Raw genomic sequence first — 21,106 nt, 5'->3', positions numbered from 1 at the left:
GGGGGTTGTGGGTGGCCCACCTCCGCGGGGGGGGGGGGTGGGGGTGGGGGGGGGGGGGGGGGGCGGCCCGGGGGCCGTGGGGCCCCCGGCTCCGCCGCGTGATCGCGTACGTGACGGGACTACCGTGACGGGACTACGGCGTCACGTGTTGTTGGCGAGCGCCAGCAGCCGGTCGCGGGAGCCGTTGAACTGGTTGCGGTCCACGTTGCCGGAGACGCCGCTCACCGAACCGGTGCTGGTGTACTGCCACACCGTCCAGGTGGGGAAGCCGCTGGGGATGGTCGGGGCCGAGGCGGAGGTCCAGTGCGCCACCCACAGCGGGCTCTTGGCGGACATGCCGGTCCAGTTGCCGGTGCACGTGTTCCACCAGCCGGCGGTCGTGTAGATGACCACGTCACGGCCGGTCCGCGACTTGTAGGCGGTGTAGAAGTCGTTGATCCAGGTGCGCATCTGCGTGGTCGACAGGCCGTAGCACATGGCCCCGTACGGGTTGTGCTCGATGTCCAGCACGCCCGGCAGGGTGAGGTTGTCCCGGGACCACGCGCCGCCGTTGTTGACGAAGTAGTTCGCCTGGGTGGCACCGTTGGAGAGGTTCGGGCGCGCGAAGTGGTACGCGCCGCGGATCACGCCGGCGCGGTGGGCGGCCGGGTAGTTCGTGTTGAAGCTGGAGTCCTTGTAGCCGGTGCCCTCGGTCGCCTTCATCCAGGCGAACTGGATGCCGGCGTTGCGCACCGAGGTCCAGTTGATGGCGCCCTGCCAGTGCGAGACGTCGATGCCCTGCACGCCGCCGGTCGGCGCCAGGACGCCCATCGACGGCTCGTCGGCGGGGACGTCGTCGTGGACGCGGGCGCCGACACCCATGTACGCCTGTCCGGGTTCGACGGTGACCTTGTCCCGGTCGGGCTGCGGCGCGGCGCCGGCCGTCCCGACGGTGGTGGCGGTGAGGGCGAGGGCGGCTCCCACCACGCCGAGCGCGGTGGCGATCCGTCTGGTGGGACCGGGGGTGAAGCGGGGGAGAGAGAACACGGGGCTGCCTCCTGACACATGTGGGGATGAGCGAAGGAGGTGACGTCGGCCGCTGCCACCTGGGCAGATACCTACAGTTGACGTGCGCGCGTCATTAGTTACGCACGTAGATTCCGGGCGTGTAAAGAGTCTTCGGCGCTCTCTGGTGGTCTGGTCCACTGTAGGAGCGGACGGCCTGGAAACTCGGCAACCGGACGGCGGAAACTTTCAGCGGGTGAAAGCTGAGCCCCGCTCGCCTCTCCCGTACTACAGCCCGAACAGCCCCGGATCGGTGGCCAGTCGACGGAAGACCTCCGCCGGGTCCGCCACCAGCTTGCGCCGTTCGAGGTCCAGCACCCCGCCGACCCCGGTCAGCTCCGCCGCCACGGTCCCGTCGGCCTTCGTGAGCTGCTGCTCGATGGTGAACGTCCGGCCGCCGCCCCAGCCGAACACGCAGCTGACGTCCACCTCGTCCCCGGCGAGCAGCTCACGGCGGTAGCGGATGGTGGTCTCCAGGGCGACCGGCCCCACACCCTGCGCGATCAACCCGGACTGGCTGATCCCGGCCGCCTGGAGCAGCGACCAGCGCGCGTGCTCCGCGTAGTTCAGGTACACGGCCTGGTTCAGGTGGCCCTGGGTGTCGGTCTCGTACCCGCGCACGGTCACCCGGACGGAGAACGGCTCGCTCGCCTCGCTCACTGCGTGGTCCCCTTCGTGGTGCGCGGTCCAGGGCCCGCCTTCACGGTGCCCGCCGGACGGCCCGGCCCCCCGATCCTGACACGCCCGTCACACCCGGCGCGGAGAGGCCAGCACGTAACGCGTCCGCGTCCTCGGCTCCGTGTACTCCCCGGCCTGCCAGCCCGCCCGCTCCAGCGTGCCCGCACAGGCCCGCAGCTCCCCGTCGTCCGGCGCGTACACGGCGACCGCCTCCGGCTGCGGCGTCTCCCGCACCCGGTAGCCGTCGCCGCCGTCCGGGCCGGCCGGACGGTGCCCGGCGGCCTCCAGGGCCAGCGCGGCGGCCTGCACCAGATGCCCGCGCTCCCAGCCGCACGGCCGGTCCGTCGCGCCGTCGGGGTTGGTCATCCGGCGCAGCTCCAGCAGGCCCTGCCAGGCACCGCGCACCTCCCGGAGCCGGGCCGGTCCGGACCCGGGTGACGGATCCTCACCGCCCACCCGCGCGGCGAACCCCCCGGAGGCGGACGCGGCGGGCGCCGCCCGCGTCTCCGTCGCCTCCGGCTCGGGCTCCGCCTCCCGCACCCGGTGCCCGGCGGGCGTCAGGAAGTGGTCGTGCGGAGGCCGCGGGTGCCGGAAGGCGAGCCCGCGCCGCACCAGCGCCGCCAACTGCGCGTCGGTCCCCTTCAGCCGCCCGGTCACGGGATCGGCGGCCTCGATGAGACGGCGCTGCGCGGCGGTGGGCGGTCGGGTCATCGCTCTCCGCAGGCGTAGGGCAGGAAGGCGGCCCAGTGGGCGGGGGAGAAGGTGAGGTGGGGACCCGGTATGTGCTTGGAGTCGCGGACGTGGACGGTGCGGGGGGTGGTGGCGATCTCGACGCACTCCGGGCCGTCGTTGGTGCTGTAGCTGCTCCTGAACCACTCCAGCGCGGAACCGTCCCGGGACGTGCGGTGGGTCATGGTGTCTCTCCCAGCACTTTCTCGATGAAGGCCAGCGACTCACGGGGCGTGAGGGCCTGGGCCCGGATGATGCCATAGCGAATCTCGAGCGTCTGGATCTCCTTGGGGTCCGAGATCACCCGGCTGAGCAACTGGACCTCCACGTGCCCCACGGTCACTCCCTCCCTCAGCCGCACCAGCTGGAGCGCCCCGGCGAGCCCCGCGTGCTCCTCGCGGTCCGTGGGCAGTACCTGGATCTCCACGTTCCGCCGCCGTCCGACCTCCAGCAGATGCTCCAACTGCTGCCGCATCACCATTCTGCCCCCGAGAGGGCGGCGCAACGTCACCTCCTCCTGGACGAAGCTGAAGACCGGGGCGGGCTGCCGGGTGAGAATTCCCTGACGTGCCAGCCGGGCCTCGACCAGCTCGTCCACCTGCTCCTCCGGGTACGGAGGCCGACGCATCCCGTAGAGGGCCCGCGCGTACTCCGGTGTCTGGAGCAGCCCGTGCACGACGTGGTTCGCGTAGGCGCACAGTTCGACCGCCTCGCCCTCCAGCTGGGCCAGATCCCGCACCTTCTTCGGGAACCTGGCCTTCGCCACCTCCGCCTTCAGTCCCGAGAGCAGGCCCTGCGCCTCCAGCACCCGGTCCGCCGCGTCGAGGAAGGAGCCCGCCGGCGCCCGCCGCGCCCGCTCCACCGAGGACACCTGCTCCTCGCTGTACCCGATCTGCGTGCCGAGCGCGGCCTGTGTCAGGCCCTGCCGCTCCCGGCACATCTTGATGATCCGCCCGACCGTCCGCAGGACGGCCGCCGACTCCTCGTCCGCGCCGTACGGTTCCACGCTCATGTCCCCACACCTCCGTCTGCCGCCCCGTGTCCAACCGGCCGTCGGCGCCGCACGTCACGCGTCGCGGCCCGGACAGGCCCGGACAGGGTCGTGCGGCGCCCGGACGCGGCCCGGGGCACCGGCGGGTCTACTGCCGGTAGCCGCCGAGGAACCGGCCGATCCGGCCGATCGCCGCCTCCAGGTCATCGGCGTGGGGGAGGGTGAGGATGCGGAAGTGGTCGGGGGAGGGCCAGTTGAAGCCGGTGCCCTGGACCACCTGGATCTTCTCCCGCAGCAGCAGGTCGAGGACGAACTTCTCGTCGTCGTGGATCCGGTGCACCTTGGGGTCCAGGCGCGGGAACGCGTAGAGCGCGCCCTTGGGTTTCACGCAGCTCACGCCCGGGATCTCGTTCAGCTTCTCCCAGGCCACGTCCCGCTGTTCGCGCAGTCTGCCGCCGGGTGCGGTGAGCTCGTGGATGGACTGGCGGCCGCCCAGCGCGGCCTGGATGGCGTACTGGGCGGGGGCGTTGGCGCACAGGCGCATGGAGGCCAGCATGGTCAGGCCCTCCAGGTAGTCCTTCGCGTGCTGCTTCGGACCGGTGACCACCAGCCAGCCGGAGCGGAAGCCCGCCACGCGGTAGGTCTTGGAGAGGCCGCAGAAGGTGAGGACCACCAGGTCGGGGGCGAGGGCGGCGGCCGAGTGGTGGACGGCGTCGTCGTAGAGGATCTGGTCGTAGATCTCGTCGGCGAAGACCATGAGGCCGTGCCGCCGGGCCAGGTCGAGGATGCCCTCGACGACCTCCTTCGGGTACACGGCGCCGGTCGGGTTGTTGGGGTTGATGATGACGACGGCCTTGGTGCGGTCCGTGATCTTCGCGGCCATGTCGTCCAGGTCCGGGTACCAGTCGGCCTGCTCGTCGCACAGGTAGTGCACGGCCCTGCCGCCCGCGAGGTTGGTCACGGCGGTCCACAGCGGGAAGTCCGGGGCGGGGACGAGGACTTCGTCACCGTCCTCCAGCAGTGCCTGCACCGCCATGGACACCAGTTCCGAGACGCCGTTGCCGAGGAAGACGTCGTCGACGTCGACCTCCAGGCCGAGGGTCTGGTACCGCTGGGCGACGGCGCGGCGGGCGGACAGGATGCCGCGCGAGTCGGTGTATCCGTGCGCCTGCGGCAGCATCCGGATCATGTCCTGGAGGATCTCCTCCGGCGCCTCGAAGCCGAACAGGGCCGGGTTGCCGGTGTTGAGGCGCAGCACGCTGTGGCCCGCCTCCTCCAGCGCGTTGGCGTGCTCGATGACCGGGCCGCGGATCTCGTAACAGACCTCGCTGAGCTTGCTCGACTGCCGGAACTCCATGCGCCCCTCCGGTTCACTGGTGATGCTTGGTTTTACCAAGTGGGTGCTTGGAAAGTCCAACGACATGTCTAGACTGCGACGCATGCCACCTCGCCGAAGCTACGACCAGTACTGTTCCGCCGCGCGCGCCCTCGACTCCGTCGGCGACCGCTGGACCCTGCTGATCGTCCGGGAACTGCTCGCGGGCCCACGGCGCTACACCGACCTGCACGCGGACCTGCCGGGCGTCAGCACCGACGTCCTGGCCTCCCGTCTGCGGGACATGGAGCGCGACGGCCTCACCACCCGCCGCAGGCTCCCCCCGCCCGGCGCGGCCCACGTCTACGAACTCACCGCACGGGGCGCCGCGTTGCTGCCGGTTCTCCAGGCCCTCGGCGCCTGGGGCGAGGAGGCGCTGGGGGAGCGCCGGCCCACCGACGCGGTGCGGGCCCACTGGTTCGCGCTGCCCCTGCTGCGGGCGCTGGACGGGGAGACGGGACTGGTCGAAGTCCGCCTGGACGAAGGGGTGTTCCACCTGAGGGCGGGCGCGTCCCCCGTGCACGGCGTGGGCTCCGCTGACGGGGGCGGACTCGTCCAGGGCGGCGGTGGCTTCCCCGGCGACGGTCCCGTCTACGGCGATGGTCCCGCGGACGGAGAGCCGGACGCGGTGCTGTCCCTGGACACGGACACCTGCACCGCCGTCAGCCGCGGCGACCTCGCCCTGACCGAGGCGGTCCGCGCGGGACGGGTCGTGGTCACCGGCGACGGCCCGCTCGCCAAGCGGCTGCGCGAGGCGTGACGGAAGGGGGCGGAGTCCCGCAGTCCCGGAGTTCCGGAGTCCCGGGGTCGCGGAGTCCCGCAACAGCGATTCCCCCCTCCGGAGGGACGGCACCGGGCTTGTCCCCCGTGCGAGCTACCGACAGGTGTCCACCGCGAGGTGACGATCTCCGAACGCCGTTTCCGTAGCGTCCCGTTGCAGCACGCGACACACCGGTCGCGGCCCGGCAGAGGGGTGTTCATGCGGTTCGTTCGGCAGTTCCTGACGATCCTGGTGGTGTACGCACTGAGCGGCGTCGCCGTCAACGCGGTGCGCGACAACGAGTGGTTCACGCTCGTCCTCGGTCTCGCGTCCGCCGCTCTGATCGTCCTCGTCTATGCCTGGGTCGTGCGGCGGACCGAGCACCGGCCCGCGACGGACGTGGCGCGGGAGGGAGCCGTGTCCCGGACCGCCTGGGGCATCCTGATCGGCGGCGGGATGTTCACGGCCGTCATCGTCAACCTCTACACCGCCGGGCACTACGACATCGACGGCGTCGGCTCGGTGACCGGCGCGGTGGGGCTGCTCGGCTTCATGGCCGCCGCCGCGGCGACCGAGGAAGTGGTGTATCGGGGGGTGCTGTTCCGGATCGTCGAGGAACACATCGGCACCTACGCGGCCATGGGGCTGACCGGTCTCGTGTTCGGCCTCTCGCACCTGTTCAACGAGAACGCCACCCTGTGGGGCGCGCTGGCCATCGCGATCGAGGCCGGATTCATGCTCGCCGCCGTGTACGCCGCCACCCGCAGCCTGTGGCTCGCGATCGGCGTGCACTTCGGCTGGAACTTCGCCGCGGCCGGCGTCTTCAGCACCGAGGTCTCCGGCAACGGCGCCAACGAGGGCCTCCTGGACGCCACGACGTCGGGGCCGGAACTGCTCACCGGCGGCGCGTTCGGGCCCGAGGGCAGCGTGTACTCGGTGGGCTTCGGAGCCATGCTGACCCTGGTGTTCCTCTGGCTGGCCCACCGGCGCGGGAACGTCGTCCCCTTCGGTGCCCGCCGGGCGGCCCGCCGCGACTCCGCGACTACACTGCCCCGGTGATCGATCGCCGACGTGTCCCGGAGCTGTGGCGCCGCCTCGATGTCACGGCCCGGGACCTCCCGCTCGGGATCCTGCTCCTCGTGGCGTCGGTCGTGCCGGGCTTCCACGGCAACGGCACCGAGTTCGGCGGTGTGCCGACCCGCCCCGCCGACGCGCTCGCCGTCGTCGCGGCCGTCCTGCAGAGCCTCCCGCTCGCCGCGCGCCGGCGGTGGCCGCTCGTCTGCCTCGCCCTGGTGTCCTGCGGTTTCGCCCTCGACCAGCTCCGCGGCTACCACCTCTTCGCGGGCATCGCGCTGCCCATCGCGCTCCTGAGCGCCGGGTCGTACCTGGAGCGGTTCCGGCGCACCACCCTGGTCGCCTCCACCGTGGCGTATGTGGCCCTGGCGGTCGCGCTGGACCGGACCGGGCCCGGCGAACCCGCCGCGGAATACGTGACGTTCTACCTGGCGCTGGCCCTCGCCTGGGGCATCGGCGCGTGGATGCGCTCCGCCCGCGCCGCCGAGGCCGAACGGCGCCGCCGCGTCGCCGAGGACGCCCGCACCGCGGAGCGCACCCGCATCGCCCGGGAACTCCACGACGTCGTGACCCATCACGTGACCGCGATGGTCGTGCAGACCGAGGCCGCCCGGTACCTCACCGCCTCGCCGGACCGCCTCGACCAGTCGCTGACCAGCGTCAGCGACACGGGCCGACGAGCTCTCACCGACCTGCGGCACCTGCTCGACCTGCTCAACCCCGAATACGGCACAGGCCACCGGAGTGAGGACCGGACACCGCCCGTCGGCCGGGTGCTCACGCTCGTCGAGCAGACCCGGCGTGCCGGACAACCGGTAGAACTGACCGAGGAGGGCACGCCCCCGGATGCGACCGGCAGCGCCGACCTCGTCGCCTACCGCGTCGTGCAGGAAGCCCTCACCAACGCGCTCAAGTACGACCACGGCAGCCGGACCTCGGTCCTGGTGCGCCACGGCGGAATGGAGATCACCGTGGAGGTCGGCACGGACGGTTCCGGCTCCCGGGCCGCGTCCCCCGGCGGCAGCGGGCGGGGACTGGCGGGCCTGCGCGAGCGGGTCGACGTCCTGGGCGGCGACTTCGAGGCGGGCCCCCGGGCCGACGGCGGCTTCCTCGTCCGCGCGCGGATACCCATGGGGACCCCGGCGTGAGCGCGCCCGTCCGGGTCCTCGTCTGCGACGACCAGGCGCTGATCCGCACCGGCCTGTCGACCATCATCGACGCCCAGCCCGACATGGCCGTCGCCGGCGAGTGCGGGGACGGGCGGACCGCGGTCGAACTGGCCGGGCGGCTGCGCCCGGACGTCGTCGTCATGGACGTGCGCATGCCGGTCCTGGACGGCATCGAGGCCACCCGGCAGCTGGCCGGCGCCGGGGTCGAGCACCCCGTGAAAGTGCTCGTGGTCACCACCTTCAACCTCGACGAGTACGTCTACGAGGCCCTGCGGGCCGGCGCGAGCGGCTTCCTCCTCAAGGACGCCCCACCGGACCGCCTCCTGCACGGCATCCGCACCGTGGCCACCGGCGCGGCCCTGCTGGACCCCGACGTGACGCGCCGCCTCGTCGGCCACTACGCCGCCCGCATCCGGCCCGCCGGGGGCAGCCCGCAGGACACCCCGCTCACCCCCCGCGAACTGGAGGTCCTCCGCCTGATCGCGGACGGCCGCTCCAACAGCGAGATCGCCGCCGCGCTCGTCATCAGCCAGGAGACCGTCAAGACCTTCGTCTCCCGCATCCTCACCAAGCTGGGCCTGCGCGACCGCGTCCAGGCGGTGGTGTACGCGTACCGGCAGGGGCTGGTGAACTAGCGCCGCGATCAGCATCGTTCCCGCCCGGTGACCGCCCTGGGCGTCGCGGCCGTGCTGAGGGCTGAGGGTGTGCCGGCCTCGGTGCCGAGCAAGTGGTCCGCCCGGACGTGGCGTTCGGGAAGCAGGCCGGTGGCGGGCAGCGTGAGACACGGCGGAAAGGGCGTGCATCACCCCGTGGTCTGCCCCGGGACGAGCCGGGGCGAGCGGCAGCCGTAGGTTGGTCGCCCCGCCACGTCACCGAATCCGAGGTTCTCATGCCCCTCTGGCAGACGATCTTCCTCGTCACGCCGGTACGCACGGTCGTCGTGCTGCTGGTCGCCCCGTTCGTGGTGGCGGTGTTCCTCGCGCTGTCGGCACGGCGCGCCGAGGCAATGCGCGTGGCAGGGCTGATCGGGCTCACCCTCTATGTCCTTCTCGTGCTCGTCGCCACGTTCTCACTGAACCGGTCGGAGGGCGGGGGCGGCGGGCTTTCGCTCGGTTCGCTCGGATACCTCATGTCCGGGGGCGAGAACCTGGGAAGCATGGAGAAGGACATGATCGTCAGGCAGTCGCTCGCCAACGTCCTGATGTTCGTGCCCTTTCCCGCCCTGATCAGGCTCTCCTGGCCGCGGACCGGGCGGTGGACGGCCCTTGGTGCCTGTGTGCTCCTGACCTTCCTGATCGAGACGTGTCAGTTCCTCGTCGGAGGAGGGCGGGTGGCCGACGTCGAGGACTTCCTGCTCAACTCCCTCGGCGGAGGTGTCGGCCTGCTGGTCCTCGTGGCTGCGCAGGCGGTGTGCAGGGTGGTCGGAGGGGGAGCCGGAGCGGGTGCCCGGCGGAAGCGCGAGAAGCGCGTCACGGCCGGTCAGCGCACCTGATCAGGCGCGTATCGGGTCGGCTCACTCACCGTCACCCGGCAGCGAAACGGGTCCGCCGGTTCGGTGTGAGCGCATCGCGGTGGGACGTCCCCGACCCAGTGGGCTTTTTCAGAACAGCCACTGATCGGGTGACTTGGGTCGAGTCAGGACGAGGACCGCAACGCACAGGGCTTCCGCGCCGTTGAGGGAGGAGTTCGAAGTCTCAACCCATCGACTGGGTCAACCTCGACGGGTTCACCGCTCCCACTCCGTAACCGGAGCATGAGAAGCACCCCGGGACGTTCTTCGGCTCCAGGGCAATCCTGTTCACGGCCTCGGGGCGTCATGACCAGACAAGTCGCCCTTCAGCAACCGAACAGACCGGATGGTCTCCCGCGCCGATCCTCGTCAGCATCTCCGCCACGGAGTCGAAGTAGTCAGCCAATGACGCGTACTCGCCGGTGACCGTGAGTTCACCCACGAACCATCTGCCGACACGTCCGTCCCTCGCATCGATGAAGTGTCCCGCCCAGCCGTCCTGATCCGACACGAACGGGATCCACTCCTCGCGCCATTCGCTCCCGCCGGACAAGGGGTGATTCGTATAGAGCTTCTCCATCGCCCGGATGCCCAGAAAGAAGCTCGCCTCGTCCGGGAAGCCGGCGTAACCGCAGCAGGCCGTGTCATCGTCCACCTGGTCCCCGGGAACATCCAGGTTGCTCTGCAACAGCCACGCCCGCAGTTCCTGAGGCAACAAAAGACCCATGCGCTCCTCGGCGGCCGCGAGCATCCACTCCGTGGCCGGGCCGGGCAAGTCCGCGTGATCGACCGGAGCATACTCCTCAAGAAGATCCATTACGCGGGCCCAGCTCTCCACCACACTCATCCCCCCGCTGCCTCTCTGCACGGATTCGCTATGCCACTCAACCGGCTCACCTACTGTGATTCGAACACCTCCCTCGACGGCGCGGAAGCCCTGCGCACTGCGGTTCTCGACCTGACGCGACCCGAGCCATCCGATCAGTGGCCACTCTGAAAAGGCTCAGTGGTCCGGTCGGCCGTCCGCACACGGGAGGCCCGCACAAGGCGGGCCTCCCTGGGGTGTGTTGCCGGTGTCAGGCGCCCGGCGGCACCCGTGAGGGGCGGCCGGAGCCGCGGGTCAGGCGGTAGCCGGCGACGCCCGCCAGGGCGGCCAGGGCGCCGCCTGCCGCGGTCCACAGCCAGCGGTCGGACCACCAGCCGGAGGCCCAGCCGTCCTCGGGTTCCAGGGCTGCCAGGACGGCGGAGGCCGAGTCGTCCTCCTGGTCCTCGTCCGCAGCCGTTCGGGCCGCGATGCCCGGGACCAGCGGCTCCGACAGGGAGCCGTCGACCGCCGCCGCGCCGCCCATGTCCTTGGACTCGACGCGCAGTTCGGCGTTCACCGCCTGGCCTAGGTCGGCCGCGGACATGCGCAGCGCCGTGAGCCGCACGTAGTAGGTGCCCGGCAGCGGGTCGTTGGCCCACGGCTCCGACCAGGCGCGGACGGTGCGCAGCACGCAGGTCAGCTCCACCGAGGGGGTGTCCGCGGGGGCCGTGCGGGTCTGGGCGCCGTACTGGCAGGCCTGGCGGCGGCGCAGACCGTCGTACACGTCGACCTGCCAGGTCTGGGCGGCGTGTGTCTCGGGGAGCTTCACCGTGGCCCGCACGGTGGGGCGTTGGCCCGCGTCCGCCGGGAACGACCAGTACAGGTAGTCGCCCGTGGAGGCGCGCGCGGTGGCGGTCTGCCCCTGCTCGACCTCCGTCGCGGTGCGGAACGAGGTGCCCGCGCGGGTGGGGCCCGCGCCGTCCCCGGACGCCTCCGGGGAGGGCGAGGAGTCGGCCGCGGCGGGCGCGGCGGCCAGGCCGAGGGCCAGCAGGGCGGTACTCAGTACGCGTACGGCGCGGCGCATCAGTGGGTCCTCCAGACAGCGAACCGCCAGCGGGACAGCCAGCCCCACAGCAGGCCGGCGACGAAGCCGGTGACGAGCAGGGCGCCGAGCAGCCACCAGCCGCGGCCCAGGCCGAAGGAGGCGACGTCGGACGCCTCACCGGGGCCGTCCACCACGTCGAGCGTCAGTTCCAGCGGCAGGCCGGGGGTCGTCTTGACCCCGGAGCCGGGTGTGAAGGACGTGGTGACCGCCAGGCACACCGTCTCGGCGGCCGGTTCTCCCTCGTCGTCGTCGCGTTCCGGCTTCGGGTACCGCAGGCCGGTGGAGAGCACGTCGGTGCGGCCGGTGCCGGTGGCCTCACCGCGCACGATCTCGCGGCCGTGGACCGTGACCGCGCGCAGCAGCACGCCGTGGTCGGGGCGCACGGCGCGGTCCGCCGCCACGCTCACCGAGGCGCGCAGTTCCTGTCCCGGGAGCACGTCGACGCGGTACCAGCGCTGCCGGTCGAAGTCCTGGCGGTCGGTGTACAGGCCGGACTTCAGGGTCGGCGCCTGGGTGCAGCGGTCGCCGCCCTCGGTGGCCACCGGCGTCACCACCGGCTCGGCCGCCCGGTCCACCAACTCGTTGACCCGGTCGGTCAGTTCGTCCTGGTGCTCGACGGAGGTGTAGGTCCCGCCGGTCGCCTCGGCGATGCAGCTGAGCTGGCGGCTCAGCTTGGCGTTCGGCACCAGACCCAGGGTGTCGATGGTCAGCCCGATGCCCTTCGCGGCGATCTCCCGGGCCACCTCGCACGGGTCGAGCGGGGCGCAGGTGTCCTCGCCGTCGCTGATCAGCACGATCCGCTTGGATCCGTTGCCGCCGTCGAGGTCGTCGGCGGCCTCGAGCAGGGCCGGGCCGATCGGGGTCCAGCCGGTCGGGGTGAGCGTGGCCACCGCCGTCTTGGCCTCCGTGCGGTCCAGCGGGCCCACCGGGTAGAGCTGAGCGGTGTCCTTGCAGCCCTCCTTGCGGTCGTCGCCCGCGTAGTCCGCGCCGAGCGTGCGGATGCCGAGTTCGACCTCCTCGGGCGTGGCGTCCAGCACCTCGTTGAACGCCTGCTTCGCCGCCGCCATCCGGGACTGCCCGTCGATGTCCTTGGCTCGCATCGACCCGCTCACGTCGAGGAGCAGGTTGACCTTGGGCGCGTCCCGGCCCGTCGGTTCGTCGGCGGCCGCCCCCGCGGGGAAGGCCAGTCCGGCCGTCAGGGCGGCGAGCAGCGCACCGGCGCCTGCCACCGTCCGTCTTCTTGTGATCATCGGGGGATCCTATGGACGGTGGCTGACGCCTTTCAAAACGGGCCGTCAGAAGCAGGCGACTTGAAGCGGATTGGGCAGTTCCGTCCACTGGTCCCCGGCGGTGCCCGGAGACATCCGCATCAGCGTCAGCGCCTTCGCGGGCACCGGCCCGCCGGTCAGCGCGTCCAGGTCCGGACCGCTCGGAACATCCCGCACCGCGCCCTCCAGCACCGCCCGCAGCTGCGCTCCCGAACCCGCCGTCCCGGCCAGCGCACCGGCCACCAGGGAGCCGAACAGCTTGCGCCGCAACGCCCGTTCGTCGTCCGTGACGACCCGGTCCGGCACCTCGGGCGGGACGTCGATGCCGTGCCGGGCCAGCCGGGCCGGGGAGACCCGGATGTCCGCCAGGTCGCGGTAGACCAGCCGCAGCGGCTCCCCGGCCGGCGACAGCACCACCAGCAGGTTCTGGCCGTGCGCCTCCAGCGCCACCCCCAGCTCCAGCAGCCGCAGCCCCACCGTCAGCGCCAGCCGCGCCAGCCGCACCGTCCACCCGGGCCGGTCCGGCAGCCCCGTCGTCACCAGCGCCGCCACCGGCACCACCCGCTCCCCGGCCGCCGCGTACTCCTGCGGCGAATGGCGCAGCACCGCCGCGAAGTCCGGCGAACCGGCCGCCACCGCCGCCACCGTCCGCGTGACGTGCAACAGCCCGCCCGCACGGGCCGCCACCGCCTCCCCGAGGACCGACAGGGCCCCCGAGGCGGCCACCGAGCCCAGCGAGATGTCCCGCACCGAGGACGTCAGCCGGGCGCTGAACGCCGTCTTCACCTGCGGACCGCCGGGCAGCGCCAGGGTGCGCAGCGCCATCAGCGGGTGGGCCGCCAGCCGCTCGGCAGCCGTCCGCTTCAGCACGTGCGCCTCCTGCCACGGGTGCACCGGGACCAGGAGCCGCCCCCCGTCGCGCAGCCACCCGGGCCAGGCGCCCGACACCAGGCACTCCTCCGCCGGCACCGGCAGCAGCCCCAGCCCCACCACCGGACGGTGCTCGGGCCCGTAGGCCAGCTGGTCCGCCACGGACAGCCCCGGCCGGGAACGGCACGAGGGGTGGAACGGATGCCCGTCCACCACCCGCTGCTCCCACTCCCAGTCCCGCACCGGCCACTCCTCCGGCCGATCCGGGCGCGCGTCGTGGCCCGGGTTCGCCGCCCGGGACAGTGCCAGCGAGGCGACGCTGTGCCCCAGTTCGGCGGCGAACACCGCAGAGTGCGGCACCGCCAGGTCCGTCACCAGCCGCGCCGGGTCGGCGTACTCCCGCCCGCCCAGCCGGACGGCCGTGACGTACGCCGCCGTCGCGTACGGATCGGCCGGCGGACCACTCAGGATCCGGCCGTCCGCCGGCCGCAGCACGACCCCGTCCCGGCTCGTCTCCCGGACCCCCGCCCACGGCAGCGGATCATGGACCAGACCCCTCCACAGCCTGGTCAGCACGGCCGCACGGGCACCGGGCAGCGCCCGCGCGTAACGGGCGGCGAGGTCCGGCCGCCGGGCGGCCAGTTCGTCGCCGATTTCGGCCTCCGCGGAGGGGGAACGGTGCACGGGCGGGCTCCTGTGGGTACGACCGGGACGGCACGAACGGGCCGGCCACGCCAGACATACTGATCGTCACCGCCCGTACAGACCGTAGGGAATCAGTGGAACGCGTGGACCTTCTTCCCCCGCCGGCGGACGACGACGCGGCCCGCCGCGACGGCCTCGCCCGCCGCGCCGACGCCTACGCCGCCGTGCCGCTGCTGAACTGCCTGCTGCGGGAGGTGGGCGAGCCGGTCGCCGACACCGACGGCCGCCGCACCTACCGGCTGCCCGGCTCGGGCCGGCTGCTGCGGGTGCGCGGCACCAGGCGCCCCACCGCCCCCGAGGTGCGCACCGCGGGCGGCTGGCAGCCCCTGGGCCACCCCGAACTGGTCAAACTCGCCGCGGAAGAACTGCGCCGCCACACCGGCGTCCCCAACCACGAACTGCCCACCGAGATGACCGACAGCCGGGACGTGGTCGCCGCCCTCCTCGCCGCCCGCGCCCGCTCCGACCCGCCCCACGACCCCTACCTACGGTCCGAGCAGGCCCTCGTCACCGGCCACACCCACCACCCCGCGCCCAAGTCCCGCGGCGGCGGCCCGGCCGCCGCCTGGCTGCCGTACGCGCCCGAGGCCCACGCCCGTTTCCCGCTGGCCCTGCTCGCCCTGCGCGAGGACACCGTCGTCGACGAGGGCGACACCTCCGCCCTCGACCGCCTCGGCAGCGCACCGCCCGGCTACCGGCTGCTGCCCGCCCACCCCTGGCAGCTCGACCTGGCCGCCGCCCGCCTCGCGCCCGCCTTCGCCGACGGCCGCCTCCTCCGGCTCGGCACCACCGGCTCCGACACCTGGCCCACGGCCGCCGTCCGCACCGTCTACGCACCCGGACGGGACCTGTTCCTGAAGTTCAGCCTCGACGTGCGCATCACCAACGACATCCGCCGCCTGTGGCGCCACGACCTGGACCGGCGCGCGCACACCGACGCCGCCGCCCGCTCCGCCCTCGCCGCCTTCGACGGCCCGGCGGCCTGGCTCAGCGACCGCGGGCACCGCACCGCCGACTTCGCCGACGAGGAACTCGCCGTCGTCGTGCGCGACGGGCTGCGCCGCCACCTGCTGCCCGGCGCCACCCCCTACCTGGCCGCAGCGCTCGCCGAGGGCTTCGACGGCAACCCGCTCGCCGCGGCGGCCGACCCCGACGCCTGGTGGGAGGCGTACCTGGCCCGGGTCGTCCCCCCGGCGCTGGCCGCCTACGCCCGGCACGGGGTCGTCCTGGAGGCGCACCTGCAGAACACCCTGGTCGCCATGGGCACCGACGGGCGTCCGGCCCAGGCCCTGTTCCGGGACGCCGAGGGCGTCAAGCTGCTGGCAGGGGCGGGACCCACCGGCCGGGCGGCGGGTGCGCCGCCCGGGGTGTCCCAAGAGGCGGGCTGGGAACGGCTGGTCTACTGCCTGGTCGTCAACCACCTCCTGGAGATCGCCGCCGCCCTCGCCGACCACCACCCCGGCCTCGACCCGTGGCCCGCCGTCCGCCGCGAACTGGCCCGCGCCGGGCTCCCCGAGGCCACCGCCCTGCTCACCGCGCCCACCCTGCCGGGCAAGACCAACCTGCTGCTCCGCTGGACCGGCGCGGACGGTGCGGACGCCCGCTACCGCCCGCTGCCCAACCCGCTGGCCGCGGGGCCGTCGACGGGACGCTGAACACCCGCCGGACGCGGGCCGCCGCCAGGACGCCGGACCGGCCTCACCCCACCCCGAACCGGTCCAGTGCCGCCCCCGCCAGCGCGGCCACCGCCGGGCGCAGGGCGCTGCCGACGTGCGGGGCGAAGTACGGGGAGTGGTTGGGGGCCAGCGGCGCCGCGCCCGGGCCCCCGGCCGTCGCCCGGCGCCACTCCTGCGCGCCCACCACCCCCAGCATCCAGTACACCAACGGCACCCCACGCTGACCGTGCAGCTCCTGCCCGGCGTCCCCGAACAGCGGGAAGTCCTCCGCCGCCATCGAGCCCGGCCAGTCCAGCACCCGCCGCCTCCCCAGCAGGGCGGTGTGCGCGGCCCGTACGGCCGAGGCGGTGTCCGGGTCGCACCACAGCGCCGCCGACCGCGAGGTGACGGTCACCTCCGGCTCCCGGGGGGAGCCCGCCACGGCACTCTCCGCCCGGACCACCCGCCGCACCTCCGCCAGCGCCTCGTCGAGCAGTTCGTCGCTCGCCGCTCGCACCGCCACCCCGAGCACCGCCCGGTCCGGGATGACGTTGGCGGCCGTCCCGGCCCGCAGCGTGCCCACCGTCAGGGTCACCCGGCCCTCCCCGGCCCCCGGGCCGGCGACGGCGTCCTGGAGCCGGGTGACGACGGCGGCCGCCGCGACCACCGGGTTCACCGCCAGGTGCGGCGTCGCCACGTGCCCGCCCCGCCCGTGCAGCACCACGTCGAGGGCGGCCCCGGCGGCGGTCGTCGGCAGGGCGGGCGCCGACCCCGCACCCGGCGGCGCGCCGTGCGCGACCGTGCCCGCCGGCAGCGGCGCCGCGTGCTGGGCGAGGACCACGGACGGGCGGCCGAACCGCTCGTACAGCCCGTCGCGCAGCATCCGCGCCGCTCCGTCCAGCGTCTCCTCCGCGGGCTGCCCCACCACGACGAGCGTGCCCCGCCAGCGGTCGGCCAGGCCGGCGAGGAGGTCGGTGGCGCCCGCCGCCGCGGCCAGGTGCAGATCGTGGCCGCAGGCGTGCATCGCGTCCGTGCGGCTCGCGTACGGCAGCCCCGTCCGCTCCCGCACCGGCAGCGCGTCGAGCTCCGCGCGCAGCCAGACCCGTGGCCCCTCCCCGTTGCGGAGCACGGCGACCACGCCGTGCCCGCCGACGCCCCGGGTGACCTCGCAGCCCGCCGCGGCGAGCCGCCGGGCGAACCGGTCCGCGGTGCGGGCCTCCTGCCCGGAGGGCTCCGGGTGGGCGTGCAGGTCCAGGTAGAGCGCCAGCGCGGGCCGCAGCACGCCCCCCGCACGGTCGAGGAGGTCCCCGGGGCCGACGCGAGCGGTGGCGCCGTCGCCGGCCGGCTCCTCGGGCGGGGCGGCGCGGGCCGGGGGCGTCGGACGGGGGGAGCCGGACGGTGGGTTCATCGGCGCGCTTCCGTTCGGGCCCGGGCCCCGCGCGCTCGGCGGCGGGACCCGGACGATGGACGTCGGACCGTCGGGACCGGTCGGGAGGAACCGGCCGGGAGAGCCGGGAGAGACCGGTCTCTCCCGACCGGCCGGAGGGACCGGTCGGGAGAGGCGGGATGAGGGGATTCGGGAGGGACCGGATCAGGGGAAGGGGTGCGGGGCCCGGCGGATCTCCGCGTCGGTCAGGTCACTGCCCCGGTGCCCGCCCCGGCGCAGCGCGGTGCGCAGCCGGGGCATCAGCAGGGCCCGCTGCCGGTTCCAGCCGAAGTCGATCGGCAGCAGTCCGGGCACCACGGTGGCGACCGTCCGCAGCCCCATCGCCTCCTGCTCCGGCGGGGTCTGGTCGACGACGATCACGTCGTGCCCGGCCCCCGTCAACTCGTCCACGACGGCGGTGACGTCGTCGCGCAGGTCACCGGTCCGGGGGCGGCCGTGCCGCTCCCAGTCGCCGTACAGCTCCGCGAACGGGCGGGCGGGGGACGGTTCCAGGTAGCTCGCCGCGTGCGCGGCCATCCGGGGCAGCCCGTACAGCTGTGGGTGGTCCTTGAGATGCCGGACCAGGGTGAAGTCGTCGGCCATGGCCTCCAGTTCGGCCCGCCGCTCGGCGGTCTGCCGGGCCAGGTGCGGGATGTAGCTGAGCACCTCGGACAGGGCTCCCTCGATCGCCGCCCGCGGGTCCAGGGAGGCCGCCGCCGCGAACGACAGGGTGCCCGGCCCGCCGTCCCGGCGGACCCCGACCACCGTGACGGCGGGGACCGCCAGGTCGATGCGGTTGTCGAGGACGTGGACGTCGTAGCCCTGGAGGGCGGCCCGCTCGGCCATCGCGGTGGCGGTGGCGCTGCCGACCGTGTCCAGGTCGACCCGGGGCAGCCGCGCCGAGCCGTACCAGGCGTTCAGGAACGCGTCCCGTTCGACGAGTTCGAGCAGCCCGCCCAGTACGGCCTCCTCGGCGCAGCCGCCGATGGCGCAGCCGTTGGAGCACTCGAAGACGAAGTTGTCGCCCGCCGTCGGGATGCTGTAGTACACCAGCCGCGACGGCACCAGCACCGGCCGGTCGTCGCGCAGTGACCACCCCCACTCCCACGGGACGGGCCGGCCCGGGTCGAACGGCTCCACCAGCGGGTCGTCGCGGTACGTCTCCGGACCGTACAGCCCGCACTCCGCGGGGTCGACCGCGTCCGCCCGCAGGTCGTCGTAGCTGCCGACGACCGGGGCCCGGCCGCCGCGTCGACGGGTGCCCGCGTACCGCTCCAGCCCCTCCAGGAACGCCAGCCGGCGGCTGGTCGCGAAGGAGTTCTCCTGCCCGCTCCAGGTGACGTCGTGCAGCCCCGCGTACCCCCGCACGAAGGCGCTGCCGGCCACCGGCGCGGTCGTGGACGAGGTGACGTCGTTCCAGGTGCCGGCGCCGAGCGCCCCGCACACCGGGTTGGCCAGGGCCTCGGTGGGCAGCGGGTGCGCGAAGGCGGACCGCAGCCGGTAGGTGTCCGGGGCCGGCTTCGGGCGGGGCACCGGCGACAGCGACGGCACCTCGTCCCGCGCGAGCACCCGCGGAGGCCCGGCGCAGTGCGGGCACAGCGGGTCGGCGAGCAGCGGATACGTCCGCACCGTCAGGTCCGCCAGGTCCAGCCGCGTCACCCGGGGCAGCGCCCGGTCGGCCGGGTCCCCGGCCGGCGGCCTCGGGCGCGGCCCGTGCAGCAGGGCCTCGCACAGGGCGGCCACCGTGTCCCGCAGGTGCGCCGTCAGCACCGGCCACTGCCCGGCAGGGCGCGGGCCGTCGGGGCCGCCGGTCTCCAGGGCGTTGCGCTCACTGCGGCTGCGCAGCCGCTGCCAGCGCACCGCGAGGCAGCGCCCGCAGGCACCGGCCCGGCCGTCGCCGCCCCACGGGCCCAACAGCACCGCCGAGGCGGTGACATGGACCAGCGCGCCGGGCCGCTCCGCCGCCCACGGATCCGGCGCCCCCGTGTCGCCGCCGCCCGCGCCGACGGCGCCCACGGGCACCACCCGGGGCGCGGCGGCACCGAAGCGGCCGTCGAGGAACTCCTGGAGGGCGTCCCGCGCCCCGGCCATCGGATGCGGCAGCAGGCCGCTCGCGGGCGCCGTCACGAGCTCTTCGTCCAGCGGAAGAGGCGTGCCGCGAGCACCCCGAACACCACGGCGAACACGACGAGTCCGGCACACCCCACCCCGATGTCGGACAGGTCGCCGCGGCCGGTCAGCGCCGCCGACACCGCGTCGTTGAGGTACCGCAGCGGCAGGACCAGGGAGATCTTCTGCAGCCAGTCCGGCATGGCGTCCAGCGGGAAGAACGAACCCGACAGGAACGCCATCGGCAGCATCAGGAAGTTGGCGATCGCGGCCACCGACTCCGGGGTGTTGCCGATGCTGCCGACGATCACCCCGAGCAGCAGGAACGTGGTGATGCCGAGGACCAGCACCGGCAGCAGCAGCGGCCACCGGGACGCGGGCACCAGGTCGAAGCCGGGCAGCATCGCCACGCCCACGAACAGCGCCGACTGCACCAGCCCCACGCCCACCGCGAGGACGTACCGGGACCCGATGACGGCGGACAGCGGTGCGGGCGACATGCGGATCATCCGCAGGATGTCGTCCGCCCGCCACTGCATCAGCGTGAACCCGATGCCGAACACGGCGGCGTTCGCGACGCCCCAGGACAGCACTCCGGCCGCCGTGTACGACAGGTAGGAGAAGCCGCTCTCCTCCACGTCCCGGCCGCGGAAGATCAGGCCGAAGACGACGAGGAAGATCAGCGGGAAGGCGAAGGTGAAGAAGACGGTGGTCTTGTCCCGGACCTGCGCGCGGTAGCCCGCCGCGGTCAGGGCGGTGTAGGCGCTCATGCCTGCTGCTCCTGGTGGTTCGGGGCCCGGTCGTCCGGGGCCGTGACGCCGTCCGTCCCGCCGGCCCGGCGGGCGGTGATGTCGAGGTAGACGTCCTCGAGGCTCGGCATGCGGGTCTGCACGCCGTCCAGTCCGGTGAGCGGATCGAGGGCGGCCAGCACCCGCCCGGTCTCCCTGGTCTCCAGCACCAGGTGCCCGCCCTGCACGGTGACCCGGTCCACGCCCGGCAGTGCGGCGGCCCCGGCCTCGTCGATCCGGCCCACCGGCACCAGCAGTTTCCCGCCCGCGCCGAACGAGCCGATCAGGTTCTGCGGGGCGTCGGTGACCACGAGCCGCCCCGCGACCAGGATGCCCACCCGGTCGCAGAGCGCCTCCGCCTCGTCCAGGTGGTGCGTCGTGTAGACGATGGTGCGGCCCTCGGCCTTGAGCCCCCGCAGCACCTCCCACAGGTCGCGCCGCCCCTCCGGGTCGAGGGAGGCCGTCGGCTCGTCGAGGAAGATCAGCTCCGGTCCGTGGACCAGTGCGGAGGCGATCGCCAGCCGCTGCCGCTGACCGCCGGACAGGTCGTCGACCCGGACCCGGTGCCGGTCGCCGAGGCCCACCGACTCCAGCGTCGCGTCGACGGCCGCGCGGTCCGCGCCGTAGAGCGCTGCGACGGTCCGCAGGTGCTCGTGCACCGTCTGCCGCACGAAGAACGCCGACGACTGGGTCTGCACGCCGAGCCGGGGCAGCAGCCCGGTGTTGCGCGGCCACGGGGACTCGCCGAACACCGCGACGGAGCCGGAGTCGGCCTTGCGCAGCCCCTCCATGATCTCCACCAGGGTGGATTTCCCGGCGCCGTTGGGGCCCAGCAGCCCGAAGAACTCGCCGCGCAGGACGTCCAGGGTGACACCGTCCACGGCCCGTCGGTCGCCGTACTGTTTGGTCACGTCCCGGACCGTGACGGCCGGTGGGGTCCCGTCGCCGGTGACGGGGGCGGTGGGGGTCATGTGCGGTACCTCATTCATCGGTCGAGCGGTCCTCGGTGCGGGGGGTGGGCCGCGGGTGGTTCCGGTGCGGCGTC

General features: G+C 73.8%; 20 protein-coding genes. 6 read left to right on the top strand and 14 right to left on the bottom strand.

Annotated features, from left to right (window positions below; all coding sequences use genetic code 11):
- Positions 1-141: 141 nt before the first annotated feature.
- The 6 genes from AB0F01_RS15965 to AB0F01_RS15940 all read right to left on the bottom strand — a co-directional run bounded on the left by AB0F01_RS15965 (position 142) and on the right by AB0F01_RS15940 (position 4,799).
- Positions 142-1,026, bottom strand: coding sequence for a lysozyme (locus tag AB0F01_RS15965; RefSeq protein ID WP_362095109.1), 885 nt, complete (start codon positions 1,024-1,026; stop codon positions 142-144).
- 246 nt (positions 1,027-1,272) lie between these two features.
- Positions 1,273-1,704 (bottom strand): thioesterase family protein, encoded by a 432-nt coding sequence (locus AB0F01_RS15960; RefSeq protein WP_362095106.1) that lies wholly within the window; start codon positions 1,702-1,704, stop codon positions 1,273-1,275.
- Between the two features lie 87 nt (positions 1,705-1,791).
- Complete coding sequence (locus tag AB0F01_RS15955) at positions 1,792-2,433, bottom strand: hypothetical protein (protein ID WP_362095103.1); 642 nt, start codon at positions 2,431-2,433, stop codon at positions 1,792-1,794.
- On the bottom strand, positions 2,430-2,636 hold the full coding sequence (locus tag AB0F01_RS15950; RefSeq protein ID WP_362095101.1) for a DUF397 domain-containing protein: 207 nt from the start codon (positions 2,634-2,636) through the stop codon (positions 2,430-2,432). Before AB0F01_RS15950 ends, AB0F01_RS15955 begins: the two co-directional genes overlap by 4 nt.
- On the bottom strand, positions 2,633-3,463 hold the full coding sequence (locus AB0F01_RS15945; RefSeq protein WP_362095098.1) for a helix-turn-helix transcriptional regulator: 831 nt from the start codon (positions 3,461-3,463) through the stop codon (positions 2,633-2,635). The genes AB0F01_RS15950 and AB0F01_RS15945 overlap by 4 nt, the downstream gene beginning before the upstream one ends.
- Before the next feature lie 127 nt (positions 3,464-3,590).
- On the bottom strand, positions 3,591-4,799 hold the full coding sequence (locus AB0F01_RS15940) for a pyridoxal phosphate-dependent aminotransferase (protein ID WP_362095095.1): 1,209 nt from the start codon (positions 4,797-4,799) through the stop codon (positions 3,591-3,593).
- A gap of 82 nt (positions 4,800-4,881) precedes the next feature.
- On the opposite strand from AB0F01_RS15940, the gene AB0F01_RS15935 reads away from it, so the two are divergent.
- From AB0F01_RS15935 to AB0F01_RS15915, 5 genes are all read left to right on the top strand, one after another.
- The gene (locus tag AB0F01_RS15935; RefSeq protein ID WP_362095093.1) at positions 4,882-5,577 is read left to right on the top strand and encodes a helix-turn-helix domain-containing protein; all 696 of its coding nucleotides are present in this window, start codon (positions 4,882-4,884) and stop codon (positions 5,575-5,577) included.
- Between the two features lie 219 nt (positions 5,578-5,796).
- Positions 5,797-6,636, top strand: coding sequence for a type II CAAX endopeptidase family protein (locus AB0F01_RS15930; protein ID WP_362095091.1), 840 nt, complete (start codon positions 5,797-5,799; stop codon positions 6,634-6,636).
- Positions 6,633-7,799: a histidine kinase gene (locus tag AB0F01_RS15925; RefSeq protein WP_362095088.1), complete on the top strand. Its 1,167-nt coding sequence runs from the start codon at positions 6,633-6,635 to the stop codon at positions 7,797-7,799. The genes AB0F01_RS15930 and AB0F01_RS15925 overlap by 4 nt, the downstream gene beginning before the upstream one ends.
- Positions 7,796-8,455 (top strand): response regulator transcription factor, encoded by a 660-nt coding sequence (locus AB0F01_RS15920; RefSeq protein WP_362095085.1) that lies wholly within the window; start codon positions 7,796-7,798, stop codon positions 8,453-8,455. The genes AB0F01_RS15925 and AB0F01_RS15920 overlap by 4 nt, the downstream gene beginning before the upstream one ends.
- 254 nt (positions 8,456-8,709) lie before the next feature.
- Positions 8,710-9,312 (top strand): VanZ family protein, encoded by a 603-nt coding sequence (locus AB0F01_RS15915; RefSeq protein ID WP_362095082.1) that lies wholly within the window; start codon positions 8,710-8,712, stop codon positions 9,310-9,312.
- Between the two features lie 322 nt (positions 9,313-9,634).
- Here AB0F01_RS15915 and AB0F01_RS15910 read toward each other — a convergent pair whose 3' ends face one another.
- The 4 genes from AB0F01_RS15910 to AB0F01_RS15895 all read right to left on the bottom strand — a co-directional run bounded on the left by AB0F01_RS15910 (position 9,635) and on the right by AB0F01_RS15895 (position 14,062).
- The gene (locus AB0F01_RS15910) at positions 9,635-10,177 is read right to left on the bottom strand and encodes an SMI1/KNR4 family protein (protein ID WP_362095079.1); all 543 of its coding nucleotides are present in this window, start codon (positions 10,175-10,177) and stop codon (positions 9,635-9,637) included.
- A gap of 229 nt (positions 10,178-10,406) precedes the next feature.
- The gene (locus AB0F01_RS15905; protein WP_362095077.1) at positions 10,407-11,219 is read right to left on the bottom strand and encodes a hypothetical protein; all 813 of its coding nucleotides are present in this window, start codon (positions 11,217-11,219) and stop codon (positions 10,407-10,409) included.
- Positions 11,219-12,490 carry a VWA domain-containing protein gene (locus AB0F01_RS15900; RefSeq protein WP_362095075.1) on the bottom strand — a complete coding sequence of 424 codons (1,272 nt, stop codon included), beginning with the start codon at positions 12,488-12,490 and terminating at the stop codon, positions 11,219-11,221. Before AB0F01_RS15900 ends, AB0F01_RS15905 begins: the two co-directional genes overlap by 1 nt.
- A 45-nt stretch (positions 12,491-12,535) precedes the next feature.
- Positions 12,536-14,062 carry an IucA/IucC family protein gene (locus AB0F01_RS15895; RefSeq protein WP_362095072.1) on the bottom strand — a complete coding sequence of 509 codons (1,527 nt, stop codon included), beginning with the start codon at positions 14,060-14,062 and terminating at the stop codon, positions 12,536-12,538.
- Positions 14,063-14,157: 95 nt separating this feature from the next.
- On the opposite strand from AB0F01_RS15895, the gene AB0F01_RS15890 reads away from it, so the two are divergent.
- Positions 14,158-15,738, top strand: a complete 1,581-nt coding sequence (locus AB0F01_RS15890) for an IucA/IucC family protein (protein ID WP_362095070.1) — start codon at positions 14,158-14,160, stop codon at positions 15,736-15,738.
- A 43-nt stretch (positions 15,739-15,781) separates the two neighbouring features.
- Here the strand turns inward: AB0F01_RS15890 and AB0F01_RS15885 are convergent, their stop codons facing one another.
- From AB0F01_RS15885 to AB0F01_RS15870, 4 genes are all read right to left on the bottom strand, one after another.
- Positions 15,782-17,146 (bottom strand): amidohydrolase, encoded by a 1,365-nt coding sequence (locus AB0F01_RS15885; RefSeq protein WP_362095067.1) that lies wholly within the window; start codon positions 17,144-17,146, stop codon positions 15,782-15,784.
- Between the two features lie 183 nt (positions 17,147-17,329).
- A complete protein-coding gene (locus AB0F01_RS15880; RefSeq protein ID WP_362095257.1) occupies positions 17,330-19,255 on the bottom strand; it encodes a TOMM precursor leader peptide-binding protein in 1,926 nt (641 codons plus the stop codon).
- 32 nt (positions 19,256-19,287) lie between these two features.
- Positions 19,288-20,043 carry an ABC transporter permease gene (locus AB0F01_RS15875; RefSeq protein WP_362095064.1) on the bottom strand — a complete coding sequence of 252 codons (756 nt, stop codon included), beginning with the start codon at positions 20,041-20,043 and terminating at the stop codon, positions 19,288-19,290.
- Positions 20,040-21,050 (bottom strand): ABC transporter ATP-binding protein, encoded by a 1,011-nt coding sequence (locus AB0F01_RS15870; RefSeq protein WP_362095061.1) that lies wholly within the window; start codon positions 21,048-21,050, stop codon positions 20,040-20,042. The genes AB0F01_RS15875 and AB0F01_RS15870 overlap by 4 nt, the downstream gene beginning before the upstream one ends.
- Positions 21,051-21,106: the final 56 nt, after the last annotated feature.

This window comes from Streptomyces sp. NPDC029526, from assembly GCF_040637405.1.
Taxonomy (GTDB): Bacteria; Actinomycetota; Actinomycetes; order Streptomycetales; family Streptomycetaceae; genus Streptomyces.
This window is presented reverse-complemented; position numbering and strand designations above follow the sequence as displayed.

Coding starts and splice junctions, on each gene's coding strand:
- AB0F01_RS15955 (WP_362095103.1), bottom strand. CDS start 2,433: ATGACCCGACCGCCCACCGCCGCGCAGCGCCGTCTCATCGAGGCCGCC.
- AB0F01_RS15950 (WP_362095101.1), bottom strand. CDS start 2,636: ATGACCCACCGCACGTCCCGGGACGGTTCCGCGCTGGAGTGGTTCAGG.
- AB0F01_RS15945 (WP_362095098.1), bottom strand. CDS start 3,463: ATGAGCGTGGAACCGTACGGCGCGGACGAGGAGTCGGCGGCCGTCCTG.
- AB0F01_RS15940 (WP_362095095.1), bottom strand. CDS start 4,799: ATGGAGTTCCGGCAGTCGAGCAAGCTCAGCGAGGTCTGTTACGAGATC.
- AB0F01_RS15935 (WP_362095093.1), top strand. CDS start 4,882: ATGCCACCTCGCCGAAGCTACGACCAGTACTGTTCCGCCGCGCGCGCC.
- AB0F01_RS15930 (WP_362095091.1), top strand. CDS start 5,797: ATGCGGTTCGTTCGGCAGTTCCTGACGATCCTGGTGGTGTACGCACTG.
- AB0F01_RS15915 (WP_362095082.1), top strand. CDS start 8,710: ATGCCCCTCTGGCAGACGATCTTCCTCGTCACGCCGGTACGCACGGTC.
- AB0F01_RS15910 (WP_362095079.1), bottom strand. CDS start 10,177: ATGAGTGTGGTGGAGAGCTGGGCCCGCGTAATGGATCTTCTTGAGGAG.
- AB0F01_RS15905 (WP_362095077.1), bottom strand. CDS start 11,219: ATGCGCCGCGCCGTACGCGTACTGAGTACCGCCCTGCTGGCCCTCGGC.
- AB0F01_RS15900 (WP_362095075.1), bottom strand. CDS start 12,490: ATGATCACAAGAAGACGGACGGTGGCAGGCGCCGGTGCGCTGCTCGCC.
- AB0F01_RS15885 (WP_362095067.1), bottom strand. CDS start 17,146: ATGAACCCACCGTCCGGCTCCCCCCGTCCGACGCCCCCGGCCCGCGCC.
- AB0F01_RS15880 (WP_362095257.1), bottom strand. CDS start 19,255: ATGGCCGGGGCGCGGGACGCCCTCCAGGAGTTCCTCGACGGCCGCTTC.
- AB0F01_RS15875 (WP_362095064.1), bottom strand. CDS start 20,043: ATGAGCGCCTACACCGCCCTGACCGCGGCGGGCTACCGCGCGCAGGTC.
- AB0F01_RS15870 (WP_362095061.1), bottom strand. CDS start 21,050: ATGAATGAGGTACCGCACATGACCCCCACCGCCCCCGTCACCGGCGAC.